This window comes from Lentibacillus salicampi (assembly GCF_004565465.1).
GTDB lineage: Bacteria > Bacillota > Bacilli > Bacillales > Amphibacillaceae > Lentibacillus > Lentibacillus salicampi.
Genome location: NZ_SRHY01000022.1, coordinates 1 through 15,115 on the forward strand (window position 1 = coordinate 1; position 15,115 = coordinate 15,115).

The 15,115-nt window shown below is 43.4% G+C and carries 11 protein-coding genes; 4 read left to right on the forward strand and 7 right to left on the reverse strand.

Features of this window, described 5'->3' with window-relative positions; genetic code table 11:
* Positions 1-159: 159 nt before the first annotated feature.
* Both E4U82_RS12185 and E4U82_RS12190 read right to left on the reverse strand, forming a co-directional pair.
* Positions 160-1,368, reverse strand: coding sequence for a spr1629 family repressor/antitoxin (locus tag E4U82_RS12185; RefSeq protein ID WP_135110464.1), 1,209 nt, complete (start codon positions 1,366-1,368; stop codon positions 160-162).
* Between the two features lie 16 nt (positions 1,369-1,384).
* Positions 1,385-2,125 carry a spr1630 family ClpXP-sensitive toxin gene (locus tag E4U82_RS12190; RefSeq protein ID WP_135110465.1) on the reverse strand — a complete coding sequence of 247 codons (741 nt, stop codon included), beginning with the start codon at positions 2,123-2,125 and terminating at the stop codon, positions 1,385-1,387.
* 580 nt (positions 2,126-2,705) lie between these two features.
* On the opposite strand from E4U82_RS12190, the gene E4U82_RS12195 reads away from it, so the two are divergent.
* Positions 2,706-3,731, forward strand: coding sequence for an NADP-dependent oxidoreductase (locus tag E4U82_RS12195; protein WP_135110466.1), 1,026 nt, complete (start codon positions 2,706-2,708; stop codon positions 3,729-3,731).
* 355 nt (positions 3,732-4,086) lie between these two features.
* On the opposite strand, the gene E4U82_RS12200 is transcribed toward E4U82_RS12195, so the two are convergent.
* A complete protein-coding gene (locus E4U82_RS12200; RefSeq protein ID WP_135110467.1) occupies positions 4,087-5,046 on the reverse strand; it encodes an alpha/beta hydrolase in 960 nt (319 codons plus the stop codon).
* Between the two features lie 433 nt (positions 5,047-5,479).
* On the opposite strand from E4U82_RS12200, the gene E4U82_RS12205 reads away from it, so the two are divergent.
* Entirely contained in the window at positions 5,480-7,186 is a 1,707-nt protein-coding gene (locus E4U82_RS12205; protein WP_245183574.1) for an amidohydrolase, read from the forward strand.
* A 317-nt stretch (positions 7,187-7,503) separates the two neighbouring features.
* On the opposite strand, the gene E4U82_RS12210 is transcribed toward E4U82_RS12205, so the two are convergent.
* Both E4U82_RS12210 and E4U82_RS12215 read right to left on the reverse strand, forming a co-directional pair.
* Positions 7,504-8,058, reverse strand: a complete 555-nt coding sequence (locus tag E4U82_RS12210) for a GNAT family N-acetyltransferase (protein ID WP_135110468.1) — start codon at positions 8,056-8,058, stop codon at positions 7,504-7,506.
* A gap of 8 nt (positions 8,059-8,066) precedes the next feature.
* Complete coding sequence (locus E4U82_RS12215; RefSeq protein ID WP_135110469.1) at positions 8,067-8,618, reverse strand: TetR/AcrR family transcriptional regulator; 552 nt, start codon at positions 8,616-8,618, stop codon at positions 8,067-8,069.
* A 163-nt stretch (positions 8,619-8,781) separates the two neighbouring features.
* Between E4U82_RS12215 and E4U82_RS12220 the strand changes: the two genes are divergently transcribed.
* Both E4U82_RS12220 and E4U82_RS12225 read left to right on the forward strand, forming a co-directional pair.
* Positions 8,782-10,830: an efflux RND transporter permease subunit gene (locus tag E4U82_RS12220; RefSeq protein ID WP_135110470.1), complete on the forward strand. Its 2,049-nt coding sequence runs from the start codon at positions 8,782-8,784 to the stop codon at positions 10,828-10,830.
* A 4-nt stretch (positions 10,831-10,834) separates the two neighbouring features.
* Positions 10,835-12,658, forward strand: a complete 1,824-nt coding sequence (locus tag E4U82_RS12225; protein ID WP_135110471.1) for a methyl-accepting chemotaxis protein — start codon at positions 10,835-10,837, stop codon at positions 12,656-12,658.
* A gap of 112 nt (positions 12,659-12,770) precedes the next feature.
* Here E4U82_RS12225 and E4U82_RS12230 read toward each other — a convergent pair whose 3' ends face one another.
* Both E4U82_RS12230 and E4U82_RS12235 read right to left on the reverse strand, forming a co-directional pair.
* A complete protein-coding gene (locus tag E4U82_RS12230; RefSeq protein WP_135110472.1) occupies positions 12,771-13,517 on the reverse strand; it encodes a uracil-DNA glycosylase family protein in 747 nt (248 codons plus the stop codon).
* Between the two features lie 117 nt (positions 13,518-13,634).
* Positions 13,635-15,065, reverse strand: a complete 1,431-nt coding sequence (locus E4U82_RS12235) for a vWA domain-containing protein (RefSeq protein WP_135110473.1) — start codon at positions 15,063-15,065, stop codon at positions 13,635-13,637.
* Positions 15,066-15,115 lie beyond the last annotated feature (50 nt).

The window sequence follows — 15,115 nt, forward strand, 5'->3', positions numbered from 1 at the left end:
GTCTAAAACCTAATTACTCCTGTCTTGGCGGGAGATCAAGCCGTTTCATTGAAAATCTGATGTTCCACTCGCTAATTTACATATTTTTACATAAAACCCGTTATACTTCTGTCTAAGGCTCCTAGGTACTCCTTTGTGGTGCTTCCGTTTATCATACTCCTATACTTTTCTTTTACGAGCATTCTGTGCCAAGTCAGTAATATTACCCAACTCAAAATCCTGGTCCGCAGACATGTAACGGTTAAAAAAGTTTACATCAATACCTGTTAATTGATAAAAGAAGCTGGTATCTGTCATCCAGTCACTTTCAATCATATGACGAATGTCAACAAGCCCTTCTTTTACTACCAAATCAATAATCGATTTGACCTTTTGCGGCCTTTGTATAGGTATTGTTTCATCTATAGGTTCCTTTTTTAAATACCCTTTTCGGTGAAGCGCAGCATAAAAATTGCGATGACGTTTGGGGTCCATCACGCCCAGGTTAGCAGCCCGATACCCTAAAACCTGCAAGGATGTTTCCCATTTCTTTTTCAAGTCAATATAAGCGTCAGGATTTGTCACGCGTGTTATAGTCTTCATATCAGCTAAAAGCGGTGCCTCAGGCAGAAGAAATGCACCTGCAAATTGATTCGCTTCTTTCTCAATTGCCCTATGTTCATTTCGGTCTAAAGTGGTAAATTCAACACGATAGTGCAACAGCAGATGACCGAGTTCATGCGCGATATCAAAATTTCTTCGCACCGCTGAGCGTTTCAGATTCCCTAAGATGATAAAGGACCGATCCTGTTCTGTCCACAAACTATAAGCATCAATTTCTTCACCGCTTGCTTTTTCAAAAATAAACACGCCGCTTTTTTCCACCGAAAACATCAGATGATCATTGGTATCATTACGAAGCCCCAGTTCTTGTCGTGCCAGTTTGGCTGTCTCCTTTATTTGTGTATCTCTGTCCTCATTTGAAGTGTTTATATAATCAATGATTTTATCCCTTAAGCGAATGATATTTTGTGCGGGATAGGACACTTTGGATGTTAAATAGTTTACAAAGCTATCCAGAAAGGCCATGTGTTTTGCTTCCGCCTGGGTTTTTGAAATGGTATTCATCACTTTTGAACGATATGCAACGTTTGTGGCTGGTATATTACCTGCTCTGAAATAGCGATTTAAACAATCTCTTGTATAAAAATATTTACTTTTTACATTGAAAATGGATTTCAGGTTATTAACAATCTCCATTTTGGGCGAAGTATAGTCATTTTCGTATTGCCAAACTGCTTGTTCAGTAACATCTAACACGTCTGAGAGCTGTTTACGTGAATAGCCACGCATAATACGTAGATTGGACAAATTTTCACCGATAAACAATATAGCTCCCCCCTCTTTATTTCTTTTCCTCATCTTCAAATATTCCAATGTCAAATGCCTCAGGATCAACAAATTCACTGTCCGGTTCTGGTGCTATGATTCCCCTTTCTTCATCGGTTAATTCTGCACCCAGGATATAATCTGAAAGATCTTCTACCCTATATGCTATATTATCATCAGGATTGGGCAGATAATGCATAATATTTGAAATCTGATAAGCCTTATCAATTTTATAAGTGAGAATGTGGAACTCATTATATACATTTTGAAGCCGGTCAAGTTCTTCTTTGACCTGATTCTCCGGGACAAAAAGTGACAGTTGCATACTTTGTTCAGTTGTATTTTCCTGGCTCTGTTGAGAAGGCGAAAATTCAAGTCCCCGGTTAATCTTTGAAAGCTCATGAAGATATGAACGAAGATGTCCATCGCTTTTGCTTCTGTTAGGTAAAACGGCATGTGAAAAACTGTCTTCATTAAAATAAGCTGCATTTTTGATTAGAAAGAGTAATTTTTTATCACCTTGAATAAATTGCAGGTAATCCCATGTCAGGCCGGCTTTTGCCTTCTTATAAGTGAGATCACCGTTAACTTCAGCAATTTTACTCTCAATAAAATTTCCTTTCGTCCACGCAAAGGCAGAGCTAATGATCATTTTTTCATAACGTTCCTTACGATGTTCTATGTAATCACGATATCCTTCTACAATAGCATCAACAATTCTTTTACTTTGATCGCCATCAAATTTAAACTGATCCACCCCTATTTTACCCCCTTAAAAGATATATTTGAGTTCTATTTTAATATAAATCAGCAAAGAAAGATATGATTTTATGCTAAATTTTTAAAGTTTTTATGAATGAAGTGTTTGGTTTTTAAAGATTGATCTTGCTGCTTAATAAAACACTTAATGGGAAAGTAAAATACATTTTTACGGTTGAAAAAGAAGATAGCAATGAAGGCTCATCTGTTGAATTTATTGTGAAAGTCACGCGGTTTAAAAAAGAGGAAATCGAGAATATTAAAAGCGAACTTTAAATCAAGTTATTGTAGTCTGTAACCTTTCTCACAACCATATTAAATCTGTTGAAAAGGTTGTTGCCACATTATTGAATTACGTGGGGACGGCTTTTCTGCCATGAAAGCAAAAGCAGCGCTGCCTTCCACGGTGCTCAGATATTGTTCAAAGTGCCCACCATCGAGCGCCGCCGCATACACCTATTAAGGTACGGGAGCCTTTTATACTGCGTTATCCGTCAATCACTTTCACTGGCAAAAGCCCACTATCTTCACTATCATAGGAAACAAGCAGAAATATTTTAGATAAAGGAGACATTCGCATGACAATCATCAATAACCAAATCACTTTGGCTGAGCGGCCACAGGGCATGCCGGATGACAATACGTTTGAGTTTGTGAAAAAGGATGTTGGGGACGTCAAAGAAGGCCAGATTCTGATTAAAACGCTGTATGTTTCCGTCGATCCGTATATGCGCGGCAGAATGGAGAATGTGGAATCATATGTCGAACCGTTTAAATTGAATGAAGTAATTGATGGCGGCTCAATTGGCGAGATAATCGAATCCAAATCGGATCAATTTAAGACAGGCGATATCGTAACAGGCATGTTCGGATGGCAGGAGTACTATATTGCAGGTGAAAGTGAAGTTCGGCAAATTGATCCATCCATTGCACCGATTACTACAAATCTACACATATTGGGCATGACCGGTTTAACCGCCTATTTTGGTCTCCTGGATATCGGTAAGCCGAAAGCAGGTGAGACCGTTGTGATTTCAGGTGCTGCTGGTTCGGTTGGCTCCATTGTCGGTCAAATCGCCAAGATCAAAGGCGCACGTGTCGTCGGTATCGCCGGATCCGATGAAAAAGTTAACTTTTTGAAAGACGAACTGAACTTCGATGCAGGTATCAACTATCGGACGACGGGCAATATTAAGGCTGACTTAAAGCACGCCTGTCCTGATGGCGTTGATGTGTATTACGATAACGTCGGCGGTGAGATATCGGACGCTGTTATGACACAATTGAATCGCTATGCACGCATTCCAGTCTGCGGCGCGATATCAACTTACAACCTGGAAGAAAAAGACATTGGCCCACGCGTGCAGCAGACCCTGATCAAAAAAAGCGCCCTTATGCAAGGTTTTACTGTCGGAAACTATTCAGGCCGCTTCAAGGAAGGCGCCAAACAGCTCGGCCAATGGCTGCAGGAAGGAAAACTGACGTACCGCGAGACTATCCGGGAAGGTTTTGAAAATATTCCGGACGCCTTTCTGGATTTGTTTAGAGGGAAGAATATTGGGAAGTTGTTGGTGAAAGTTGGAGAGCGGAGCATGAATAAATAAGAAGAAAAATAGTTCACGCATTGTCACAGGGAAATTTCTTTTGAATGATGTGCGACGGAGGGTAACGCTGAGAATCGTTACCCAAAATGTCACTTGCTGAAAGAATTGTATCTGGATTATCGATTCGTGTATGACAATACCAACTAAATCAAAAGGGCTGTGTGGTACCCTTTATCATAATTGGTTAAAACAGTTTTTTTAAGCGTCCTGTACTTTTGTTTACCTTGCTACAGGTGTGGGTGAAATAATTGGAATTTAACGGGGTAGACACTTTGTTTAAAAAGCGTGCTACCTCGTTTGTTATAGCAAGTTTTCACTATCGAAAAGGATAAAGTCCTGTAGTATCAAATAAATTTCACCTATTTTTGTTAATAACTTCATCAACAAACGCCCCTACACGTTCCTGATACTCCCCTGTCACATTATCAAATGCTTTTGTATGTCCGGCATCAGGCACAATCCACAATTCTTTTTCGCCGCCGGCAGCATCGTATATCTCATGCGCCATATCGGTCGGTACCAAATCATCATCTTCCCCGTGGATGATGAATAAAGGTAGCGTATTATTTTGAACTTGTTCAACTGCCGAGGCTTCACCCAGCATATAACCGGCACGAATTTTTGTAATCACACTGGTTACATCGAGCAACGGGAACGCCGGGAGACCATATAAATGTTCCAATTGATGCGCTAATTCATCTTTTACCGTACTGTAGCCGCTATCCGCGATGATGCCTTTTACTTCTTCCGGCAAAACCTCACCACTTGTCATCAAAACAGTCGCAGCGCCCATGGAGTTCCCATGCAGTATGATTTCCTCTGCATCATAGTCGTCAATTAACAAGTCAATCCAATTGAGATAATCGAATCGGTCGTGCCATCCATACCCGATGTAATCACCTTCACTTTTGCCGTGTCCGCGTGCATCAGGCAAAAGAATATCAAATCCCTCGTCATAATAAAGTTTTGCGAGCTTCCCCATATCATCGCCCGTGCTCCGGAACCCGTGTGCTAAAATAACTGCCCTGTGATTAGCGGAATCGTGATCAATGTACTGTGCCGTCAAGTTCAAATCATCATACGATGTCATGTCAATTTTTTCTGTCTCCCGGTCATCAAACCACTCGTTCGCTTCTTCCACAAGGGCTTGGTCTTCATCTGCTGCTTCGATATTAACTGCGGAAGCTTCCTGATGGAGTTCCACCTCAGTGCCCCTTTTAATCCCTTCCCCATAAAAATAATTGCCTGCGAAAATCAGTCCGATAGTTAAAACAGCTGTAAGACTTCCTAAAGTAATGAGCAGCTTCTTTTTCATCTGATTTTGCCCCCTTCTATATGATTGGCGATGATTAAGATCTGATTATTGTGCTTATAACAAAAATTTTACCACAACAGTCATACCTTCTCATTACAATAATCGAAAAACACGATCTCATCCCGCTCAGCCAAGCCACCTTCAGCCAAAATAGCGGCTTTTGCGCACCGTCACCGCCAGCCTTAAAAATTAATTCCTCAAGTGCCTGCATTGACTCGCCGGTGCTGATGACATCATCAATCAATGCGACACACTGGAGTTTATAGAGTCAAGCCAGGGAACAGTGTGTCAAACGTACTATTTTGTTTTTTCAAATTTGAACCAAAATATGGATATACAATTCAACTGGTGACTGATATCCTAATTGTAATAAAAATTAAAAAATTAAAGGAGGCGGGAAATTCTTAATATTTAACGGGGAGGGGGATATGAATTGCAAAATAAAGCAATTCTTCTTGGGATGGTGATTGTATCGATTATTATGGCTATTGGGTGTGAAGCCGGGAATCAGGAAACAATAAATGAAAATAATGAACTGGCTGAAACTGTTTATGTAAATGGAACGATTTATACGGTCGACCAGGATTTTTCAAAAGTTAGCGCAATGGCGATTAAGGACCGGAAACTAGTTTATGTTGGCAATGATAAAGACGCCGAAAATTATATCGGACCTGAGACAGAGGTTATTGATTTAAAAAATAAAACAGTGATACCGGGTTTGAATGATGGGCATATTCATTTTACTTCCCTTGGAACGAAACTACTGGAAATTGATGCTTTTAATAAACCTAAACAGGAAATATTGGAATTGGTAAAGAAAGAAGCAAAAGCACTTGATTCAGAAGAGTGGATATTAGGGAGGGGCTGGAACCACGAACTTTGGCCAGATGAATCATTTCCGACCAGGGATGAACTTGATCAGGTAGCTCCTGATAATCCGGTTGCACTTACAAGAGTGGATGGACACTCCGTTTGGGTGAATTCCAAAGCCCTGGAGATTGGTGGTATTACCAAAGAAACTCCCAATCCCGAGGGGGGAGAAATAATTAGGGATGAAAATGGGGAAGCTACAGGAGTTCTGGTTGATGCCGCACGACAGTCAGTGACGGAAAAAATACCGCCATACAGTGAAGAGAGGCTGGCAGAAGCACAACTGGAGGCACAAGATACATTACTTTCCAATGGTATTACGAGCACCTCGGATGCTGGTGCTAATTTGGAAGAAATTAATATTATGAAGGAACTCTATAAAGAGAATGATTTGAAGGTCAGGCTTAATGTCATGATAGATAATACATTCAGTGAACTGGGAGAAACCTTTAAACATTACCTTAATAAAGGTCCGGAAATAGGATTATTTGATAACCGACTAACAATAGGCTCAGTTAAACTTATGGCAGACGGTGCACTGGGGTCGAGGAGTGCTGCGTTATTGGATGGGTACAGTGATCGTTCGGGGCATAAGGGGAATTATATCTATTCCGATGAGCAAATTTACTTTTTAGTTAAGAAAGCGCGGGAGCAAGGTTTTCAGGTGGCAACACATGCAATTGGGGATGGGGCAAATCAGCAAGTAATTGATACGTATGAGAAAGTGTTAAACGAGAATCCGCTGGAAGACCATCGTTGGAGAATAGAGCATTACCAAATTAGCAATGCCAGTCAAATTGAAAAAATAGCTGAGCTTGGTATTATACCATCGATGCAGCCCACACATGCAACGTCAGACAAAAATATGGCAGAGGACCGGCTTGGGGCAGAAAGGATAAAATACAGCTATGCCTGGCGAAAAATTATTGATTCCGGATCTCATATTATTGGTGGTTCAGACGCGCCTGTTGAACTTGTTAATCCTTTTCACGGAATTTATGCCGCTGTTACACGAATGGATCGTGATGGCAATCCACATGGTGGCTGGTATCCGGAAGAAAAAATGACTAGAGAAGAAGCCATTCGAGCTTTTACCATTTGGGCTGCTGAAGGCAGTTTAGAGGAGGATTTAAAAGGCAGCCTGGAGAAAGGAAAGCTTGCTGATTTTCTTGTTATTGATCAGGATATAATGGAAATCCCTGAGGAGCAGTTAAAGGATATTACGGTTCTTGCTACAGTCGTTGGCGGAAATGTTGTATACGAGAATTGAATCATGACAGATAGCTGCAGGAATGATAGTATAACTCTTAAGAGTTATACTATCATTTTTTGTGTAAAGATAAGAAAGTATAAAATTTTTGGCTATATTAAGCTCTTTGTCAGCAATAGCCATGTCCAGCTTCGACGTACAGGACGTACTAGTGCCGGCGTTGGCACAGGACGTGCCGAACTTAGCCGGCCAGCGCCTACCCCCCTCGAGGTCTTAAGCAATAATTTTACGTGGCCAAACCCGCCACTGCAAATTCTTGCTTAAGCTTTTCGGGGGTGAACAAGGCGCTTGCGCTTTTCTTATTATCATATTTCTGGTTACTTAGTCGAGTGCAGATATATCCTTTGCTGTGTGCCAAGATATTTCTCCATGCGTATATCTGGCCACATCTCACCCTGCCACGATGTGAAGTCCTCAATCCGCCCGATTTCCTGATAACCAAGCTTTTGATAGATTCTGTGGGCACGTCTGTTGAAGGCAAAGACACCCAATTCAATCCGTTTGATCCCGTTTTTCTTAATCTGTTCCTCCAAATATTTCATGGCGTCGTAACCAATGCCGTTGCCGCGTCCCTTGGTCTCGCCGATGACGATGCCAATCCAGGCTGTGCCTGGCTCTTTTTTATAGAGGTGGCCCGGGTCAATCATGTAACTCATTTCGCCGATTAACTGATCATCCATGTAAATGAGATAGATGTTTTCGTGCTTTAACCGATCTGTTAAGTCATTCATGGTGAGTTGCCGTGGTTCTGTTAACTCTACTTCGCTCTGAACAGGACGGGTCAGTGCCTGTAATGCCGTGTCGTTTTCCCATCGGTTGAGCGTTTTCAATATGCCTGGGGTTGGTTCGGATAACGCTGCAAATTGAATCATAATAGCACTCACTCCCTAAACCGGAAACTATTAATCAGCTCGGCCATCTGTTTCGGGGACTTGTCCATGTCGTTTGCCAGCCAGTTTTTGATGACGTAAATACTTCCGCTGATGAGGAAGGTACCGGCATATTCGGATATGTCCGGGTCGACCTCATTGTTGTCGATCCAGTTTTTGATCAAAAATGTCCGGGCAACATCCATGACACGGCGCTCAAAGGAATGATCACCGTTTCCGCTGAGGAGTGTCCGGCAGATATCCCGCTTGGAGACAACGTATTCCAGCAGCTTTTCGGTCATCTTCAGTGCTTCCGCTTCCTGCTCAAAATTATATTGATTTAAATAGGTGTTTAAATCCGCAATCAGCTCTTCCTCAATCTGCTCCAGCAGGTCAAACTGGTCATGATAATGGCTGTAAAAGGTCGAACGGTTGATATCGGCATCTGTGCAGATTTCTTTGACCGTAATGGCAGAAATCTGTTTTGTTTTTAATAAATTGATTAAACTATCCTTTAAGACCATGCGCGTATATTTTTTGCGACGGTCGAGTTTTTTGTTCATCAAATCGTCACACTTTCTTTTCGTTGTTCAGCAACACATCTTTATTGTATGTTGGTTTTTGTACGCTGATTATTAAACTGTTTGTTGTAAATCCAACACGGTGTCGTATATAATAATATCGTGTTCAAATAGATGATGCAAGAGAGGATGTACATCGATTGATATGACAGCACGTATTTTAAAAAACAAAAAGTCGATTGTAATCACATTTATCATACTGGCCATTGCCAGCGCGGTGGTGCAATTTGCGGTTCCGGTCAATCATGATATGGTTGACTATCTGCCGGATGATACGTCGTCGATTGAAGCGATGGATGAAATGGAAGAAGAATTTGACGGCGGCATGACAAATACACGGGTCATGATGAAGGACATCAGTATCCAGGAGGCATTAGCTTTCAAGGAAGATCTTGAAGCACTTGAGGGTGTGTCTGAGGTCATGTGGCTTGATGATGTGATTGATATCAGGACGCCGATTGAAATGGCGGATTCCGATACGGTTGAGTCGTACTACGAGGACGGGAATGCGCTGTTTTCTTTCCATGTTGAAGAAGGGAAAGAAGTGGAAACGACGGATGCGGTCTATGAGCTGATCGGCGAGGATAATGCCATGTCAGGGGGTGCTCTTGATACGGCCGTATCGCAGGAGATGACGGGTTCGGAATCGATGAATGCAGCATTGATCCTCATCCCGGTTGTTATTTTGATTCTTTTGTTGTCCACCAGATCATGGATTGAGCCGGTGTTTTTCCTGACGGCCATTGGCATATCTGTATTGATCAACCTGGGGACAAACATTTTTATTGGTGAGATTTCGTTTATAACGCAGGCGGTGGCGCCAATTTTACAGTTGGCTGTCTCACTCGATTATGCAATTTTCCTGCTGCATAGTTTTGACGATTACCGGCATGAAACAGCGGATCCGAAAGAGGCCATGAAACTGGCCATGAAACGGTCGTTTCCGGCTATCGCCGCGAGTGCGTCAACCACGTTCTTCGGGTTCACAGCCCTGACGTTTATGGAATTCGGTCTTGGTGCCGATTTGGGTCTGAACCTTGTGAAAGGGATTCTGCTCAGCTTTCTCAGTGTCATGATTTTTCTCCCGGCTTTGACATTAATGTTCTACAAATGGATTGATAAAACACAGCATAAACCGTTCATGCCGAGCACGTATAATGTCGGGAAATACCTGCTGAAATTACGTATCCCGGTTTTGCTGTTGATAGCCGTTCTGATCGTGCCGGCATTTTTGGCACAGAGTCAGACCAATTTTCTTTATGGAACGGGGGGGCACCCTGAAAACACACGGGCCGGAAGCGATGCGGCTGAAATTGAGGAATCATTTGGTAAGTACACGCCGATGGTCCTTATGGTTCCTAAAGGAGACATCGCCCGGGAAGAAGAACTTGTGCAGGACCTTGACAGCCTTGATCCGGTGAAAAGTGTCGTCTCCTATGTGAATACCGTGGGAGCTGGCATCCCCCCGGAGTATCTCGATGAATCTCAGACTGAACAGTTCTTTTCGGAAAACTACAGCAGGATTACATTGAATACGACGACCAGCAATGAAGGCGACAAAGCGTTTGCCCTTGTGGAAGATGTGAGGGCCATTGCGGCGGATTATTACGGTGATGATTATCATGCCCTTGGTGAAAGTGCCACCATGTATGACATGAAGAATATCGTGGAAAAGGATAATACGATTGTTAACCTGCTGACCGTTGTGACGATTGCGATTGTCCTCTTAGTGACATTCCGATCGATTTCCTTCCCGGTCATTTTGCTGCTGACGATTCAGTCCGCAGTCTGGCTTAATTTATCGGTACCCTACTTTACCGATTCGTCGCTCGTTTATGTCGGGTATCTGATCATCAGTACCGTTCAGCTTGCGGCGACGGTCGATTATGCGATTTTATTGACGGAAAACTATACGCAAAACCGGAAAGAAATGAATGCAATGGCGGCGGTTAAAAAGACGATTAATGAAAAGATTTTCTCAATTGGTGTGTCCGCATCGATTCTGTCCAGTGTCGGATTTATTTTGTGGGCAACGTCTTCAGATCCAATCGTATCGTCCATTGGGCTTCTACTAGGACGCGGTGCGTTATTAGCGTTTCTATTGGTTGTACTTCTGCTGCCAGCGTTATTGCTTGTATTTGACAAGGTCGTTGAAAAAACAACCTGGAAACCAAACTTTTATAAAGGGAAGTGATGATGTGCGAATAAAGAAATTAGTGATCGTCATAATGATTGCCATGCTGGTGGCCGGCTCGCTTCCTTTACATGCGTTTGCTGAAGATAATTCGGATGAAGGGAATGGAACCGGAAAATATTCTGCCAAGGATGAAGCCATTTACGGTGACTTGAATGCTGGAGGCACACTGCAGGATATGTATGTGGTGAATACCTTCCACGTCACCGAACCTGGTGAGATCACGGACCACGGGAATTACACCAATGTGCGCAATTTAAGCAACCTGAACGATATCGAACAGACCGATGACAACACCGTCCGGGTTCAGGCGGAAGAAGAGGAGTTTTATTATCAGGGAGACATGGATAATCAGCCGCTCCCGTGGAATATCGATATCACCTATGAACTTGATGGTGAAGAAGTGTCACCGGATGAATTGGCCGGCAAAAGCGGCGCATTGAAGCTGCAGATTGCCACATCCGCCAATGAAGCAGTCGATTCGGTATTTTTTGAAAACTATATGATGCAAATTTCGCTGACGATGGGTCCTGAGGAATTTGATGATATCCAGGCGCCCGACGGAACAAAGGCTACTTCCGGCAAAAATACACAAGTCACATTCACCGTGACGCCGGAAAAAGAGGAAACATTTATTGTCTCAGCGAACGTGACAGATTTTGAAATGGATCCGATTGACATAACGGCAACACCGGCTTCGATGCCGATTGAGGATCCGGATTTGGGCGGCGTGAAGGGTGATATGCAGTCATTGTCTGACGGCATCAGTGATATAAATGAAGGTGTCGGCGACTTGAACAGCGGCATTTCCGATCTCAATGATGGTGCATCGGAGTTGAGCAGTGGATCAAGGGAGTATTTAAATGGTATTAACGAGCTTAATCAATCATCCGGCCAGCTTGTTAATGGATCAGCGAAAATTCGTGATGCATTGCAAAATGTAAACCAATCTGTACAAGGAAGTTCTGGTACGCCGGATTTGAGCGAACTTGAGGCGCTGCCTAAAGGTCTTCGGGATCTGGAAGGAGGCCTGCGGGAGTCGGCCGAGGGACTGGATACGTTGAAAGAGAATTATGATAAAGCATACAGCAGTTTGGATGAGGTAATGAATGGAATTCCAGACAATGAAATCACCAAAGACCAAATTCAGGCGTTACGTGACCAGATCGAGGATAAAGATGATAAAGCTGTTGTAGATCAATTAGCGAAGACCTATCAAAAGGCTCGCGAAGCTAAAAAAACGTATCAGGGTGTACAGGAAGCGTTTGGATCCGTCACGGGGACATTGGATCAGGTTTCCGGTGCCATAACTAAAATAGCCGATGAAGCTGGAACCACAGCGGATAAAGTCGAGCAAGGCATGAGCAACATGGACCAACTGGATCAACTTGGCCAATTACAGGAAGGAATTTCCTCCCTGGCTTCCGAATACGAGTCATTCCATAGTGGTCTGACGGACTATACGAATGGTGTCGGTGAATTAGCAACTTCTTACCAAGAACTCAATACCGGCATTCAGGAACTGTCTAAGGGCACGTCATCACTCGACAGCGGTGCAAGTGAACTGAAAGACGGCACACAGGAACTCGAAGATGAGACGAGTGATCTTCCCGACCAAATGCAATCAGAGGTCGATGAAATGATGGATGAATTTGACGCCTCTGATTTCGAGCCACAATCGTTTGTGTCGAATCAAAATGAAAAAGTCGATGTCGTACAATTCGTCCTGTCGACAGAACCAATTGAAGTGGAAGAGCCCGACACAACGGAAGAAACAGAAAAAGAGAAAAAAGGTTTTTGGGGTAGGTTGATGGATCTGTTCCGGTAAAATTTGTAGCCAGGAAACCAGTCTGTTGGATGATGCAGACTGGTTTCTTCTGTAAGATCAACAGGTGCACCCTCTCCGAAGTCGGAAGGGCTGCGTCGTTGCAGTTCCCATTTTAGCACGTTTCATTATCCCATCTTTTCACCCCCGCTTGCAGCTGTTCTCTTTGCTGCTGGAATTGCTTAATACGATGACCGTTTGCCCCGGACGGATGCGGGAAACCGGTTAAAGTATGATGGGGCAGCTTACCTTCTTCAGTTAGTTTCAGGATCGTCTGGTCCACCACTTTTCCAAGTGGGATGATCAGTGCACTTGAAGTGATTTGTGCTAATTCGTCCGGAAATTCACGATAAATGTAACGCTGCAGCAAAGGTGAACGGTCAATAGGTGGCTGGTGTCCTGTGTAGTTTTTTCCGCTGATAAACACCGGATACTTGATGATTGAAGTGGTATGCAAGAGGTTTCTGTCTTTCTTGAATAGATCGGATGAACTTGTCACACCAAGTGCTTTCGGGATTCCGCACTGATCCAGCATATCCATGAGATTTCTTCGCATTGAACCGGCGAATCCGGCTGCTTCTTTGGCTTCTTTTAAGCACGTTTCCAGTGTTTCACCGGATGAATGGCTTCGTGCAAATTGCTCAAAGGCGGTTTTCATTTGCTGCCATCCGGGTGTAATACCGACAATAACGATTTTGGCATTACGGTTGATGAATTCATTATGCGGCGCATAGTACATGCTGAGGCGCCCTTCATTTTCAATGCGGAAAGTGTCCGTTAGTACATCTTGTTTCGTGAGCTGGCTGCCGGGATTCAATGATCGAAGGGCCGGCAGGAATTGCTGGAGTGTTGTGTGAGGCATAGGCAGGCCCTCCTTTGGCTTGAGCCCGGAACTTTAGCTTCATTAAGTATATTTATCGTTCATAACGACCCAAAAGCAGCACCCACTCTCCTAATCAAAGGAGGGGTTGCCGCTTCATCAGCTATCTGTTTGCTGGTTGTATTTGTCCTCAATCTCTTCTCTGGCTTTATCAATTTGTTTTTCTTTAAGCTCATAGAGATCGTCAAAGATTTGATCCTGATAATCAGTGGTCATGTCAATGCGTTCATCTCTAAGATCATATAAAGCAGTTTTAACTTCCCTGGAAATGGTGTCATTGCTCTCAAGGTAATCAAATACTTCACTAAATGTTGTATATTCACGCTGCCATCCGTCAGCCCATTCACCGCGAAAATCACGGATCATCTGCATACGATCAACACTTATTTGCCGCACATCACTGACAGCATCTGCTTTCCATTGTCTCCATTCGGAAGCCATATTCTGTGTGCGTTCAAATTCATCCATCAGCTGGTCCTGGTTTTTGACGAGGGTATATGTACCATCTGATACGTCTGCAATGTCCTTCAGCTGCTTTTGCCCTTCACTGTCTACATCCAGCCCGATCACGTTCACCAGCGGCGTGATGTCGGAATCCGCTAATTCTTCAGCTGCCGTAACAGGGTCTCCGTCACACGTCTCGATGCCATCGCTGACAACATAAATAATATTCGTGTTATACTCACCATCGTATTCCTTCAGGTCTTCTATCGCAAGGTTGATAGCATCTGCAAGCGGTGTCCAGCCGGCCGGTTGAAACTTTTCCATTGCCTGATCTAAGCTATCTTTTTCATAAGGCTGTATATCATAAACCAGCTCATTACTCGCGCATGACAGTTCTTTATCACTATCTGCACCGCTTCCCTCAAACCCGTAAGCACGAAGTCCGACATTGGCATCCTCGGGTAATCCACTGGCAAATTCAGTGATCGACTCTTTTGCGATGGCCATCCGTGATTTTGATCCGGCATATGCTGCCATGCTCCCGCTGGCATCCAAAATGATCTCCACATTATAATTCTCCTTGAATTGCAGTTTCGGATTATCAGCTTCGGGACTGCCAAATGAAAGGGTCCGCCACTTTTTCACGACATTTTCAGGATCGGGAAAGTCTTCGGCAAATAAGGAAAGCAATTTTGCCCAATAAGACTCGATTTCTTCGTTTGATGGCTCCCCGGTCAATTTGGGCAGCTCAGCCAAAGCCTCCTGAATGTCCTTTTCCTGATCCTCATATGCAATGCCGGCAAACGGACCTGCCGGGTAATCGATCAGCCCGTCAAGATCTGTGGGAGGATCAGGAATATCAGCAAATGACAGACTTTCTTCGCTGGTGGAACTTTCATCAGTTTTTTCTTGTTCTGCTGCGTCCGCCGCCTCACCCTCTTCATTCTCTGCGCTTTCCTCGTTTTGCTCGTCACCCTGTCCGTTTTCTGTTGATGATTCCTGTCCCTCACTAGATGCACAAGCTGAAATAATCATGGCTAATAGAAAAAACAAAACAGTGATTGACCAACGCCACGTTTTACCCATTAACAAGCCCCCTTTATTTTATAAAGATAGATATCTGAAATAATATGTAT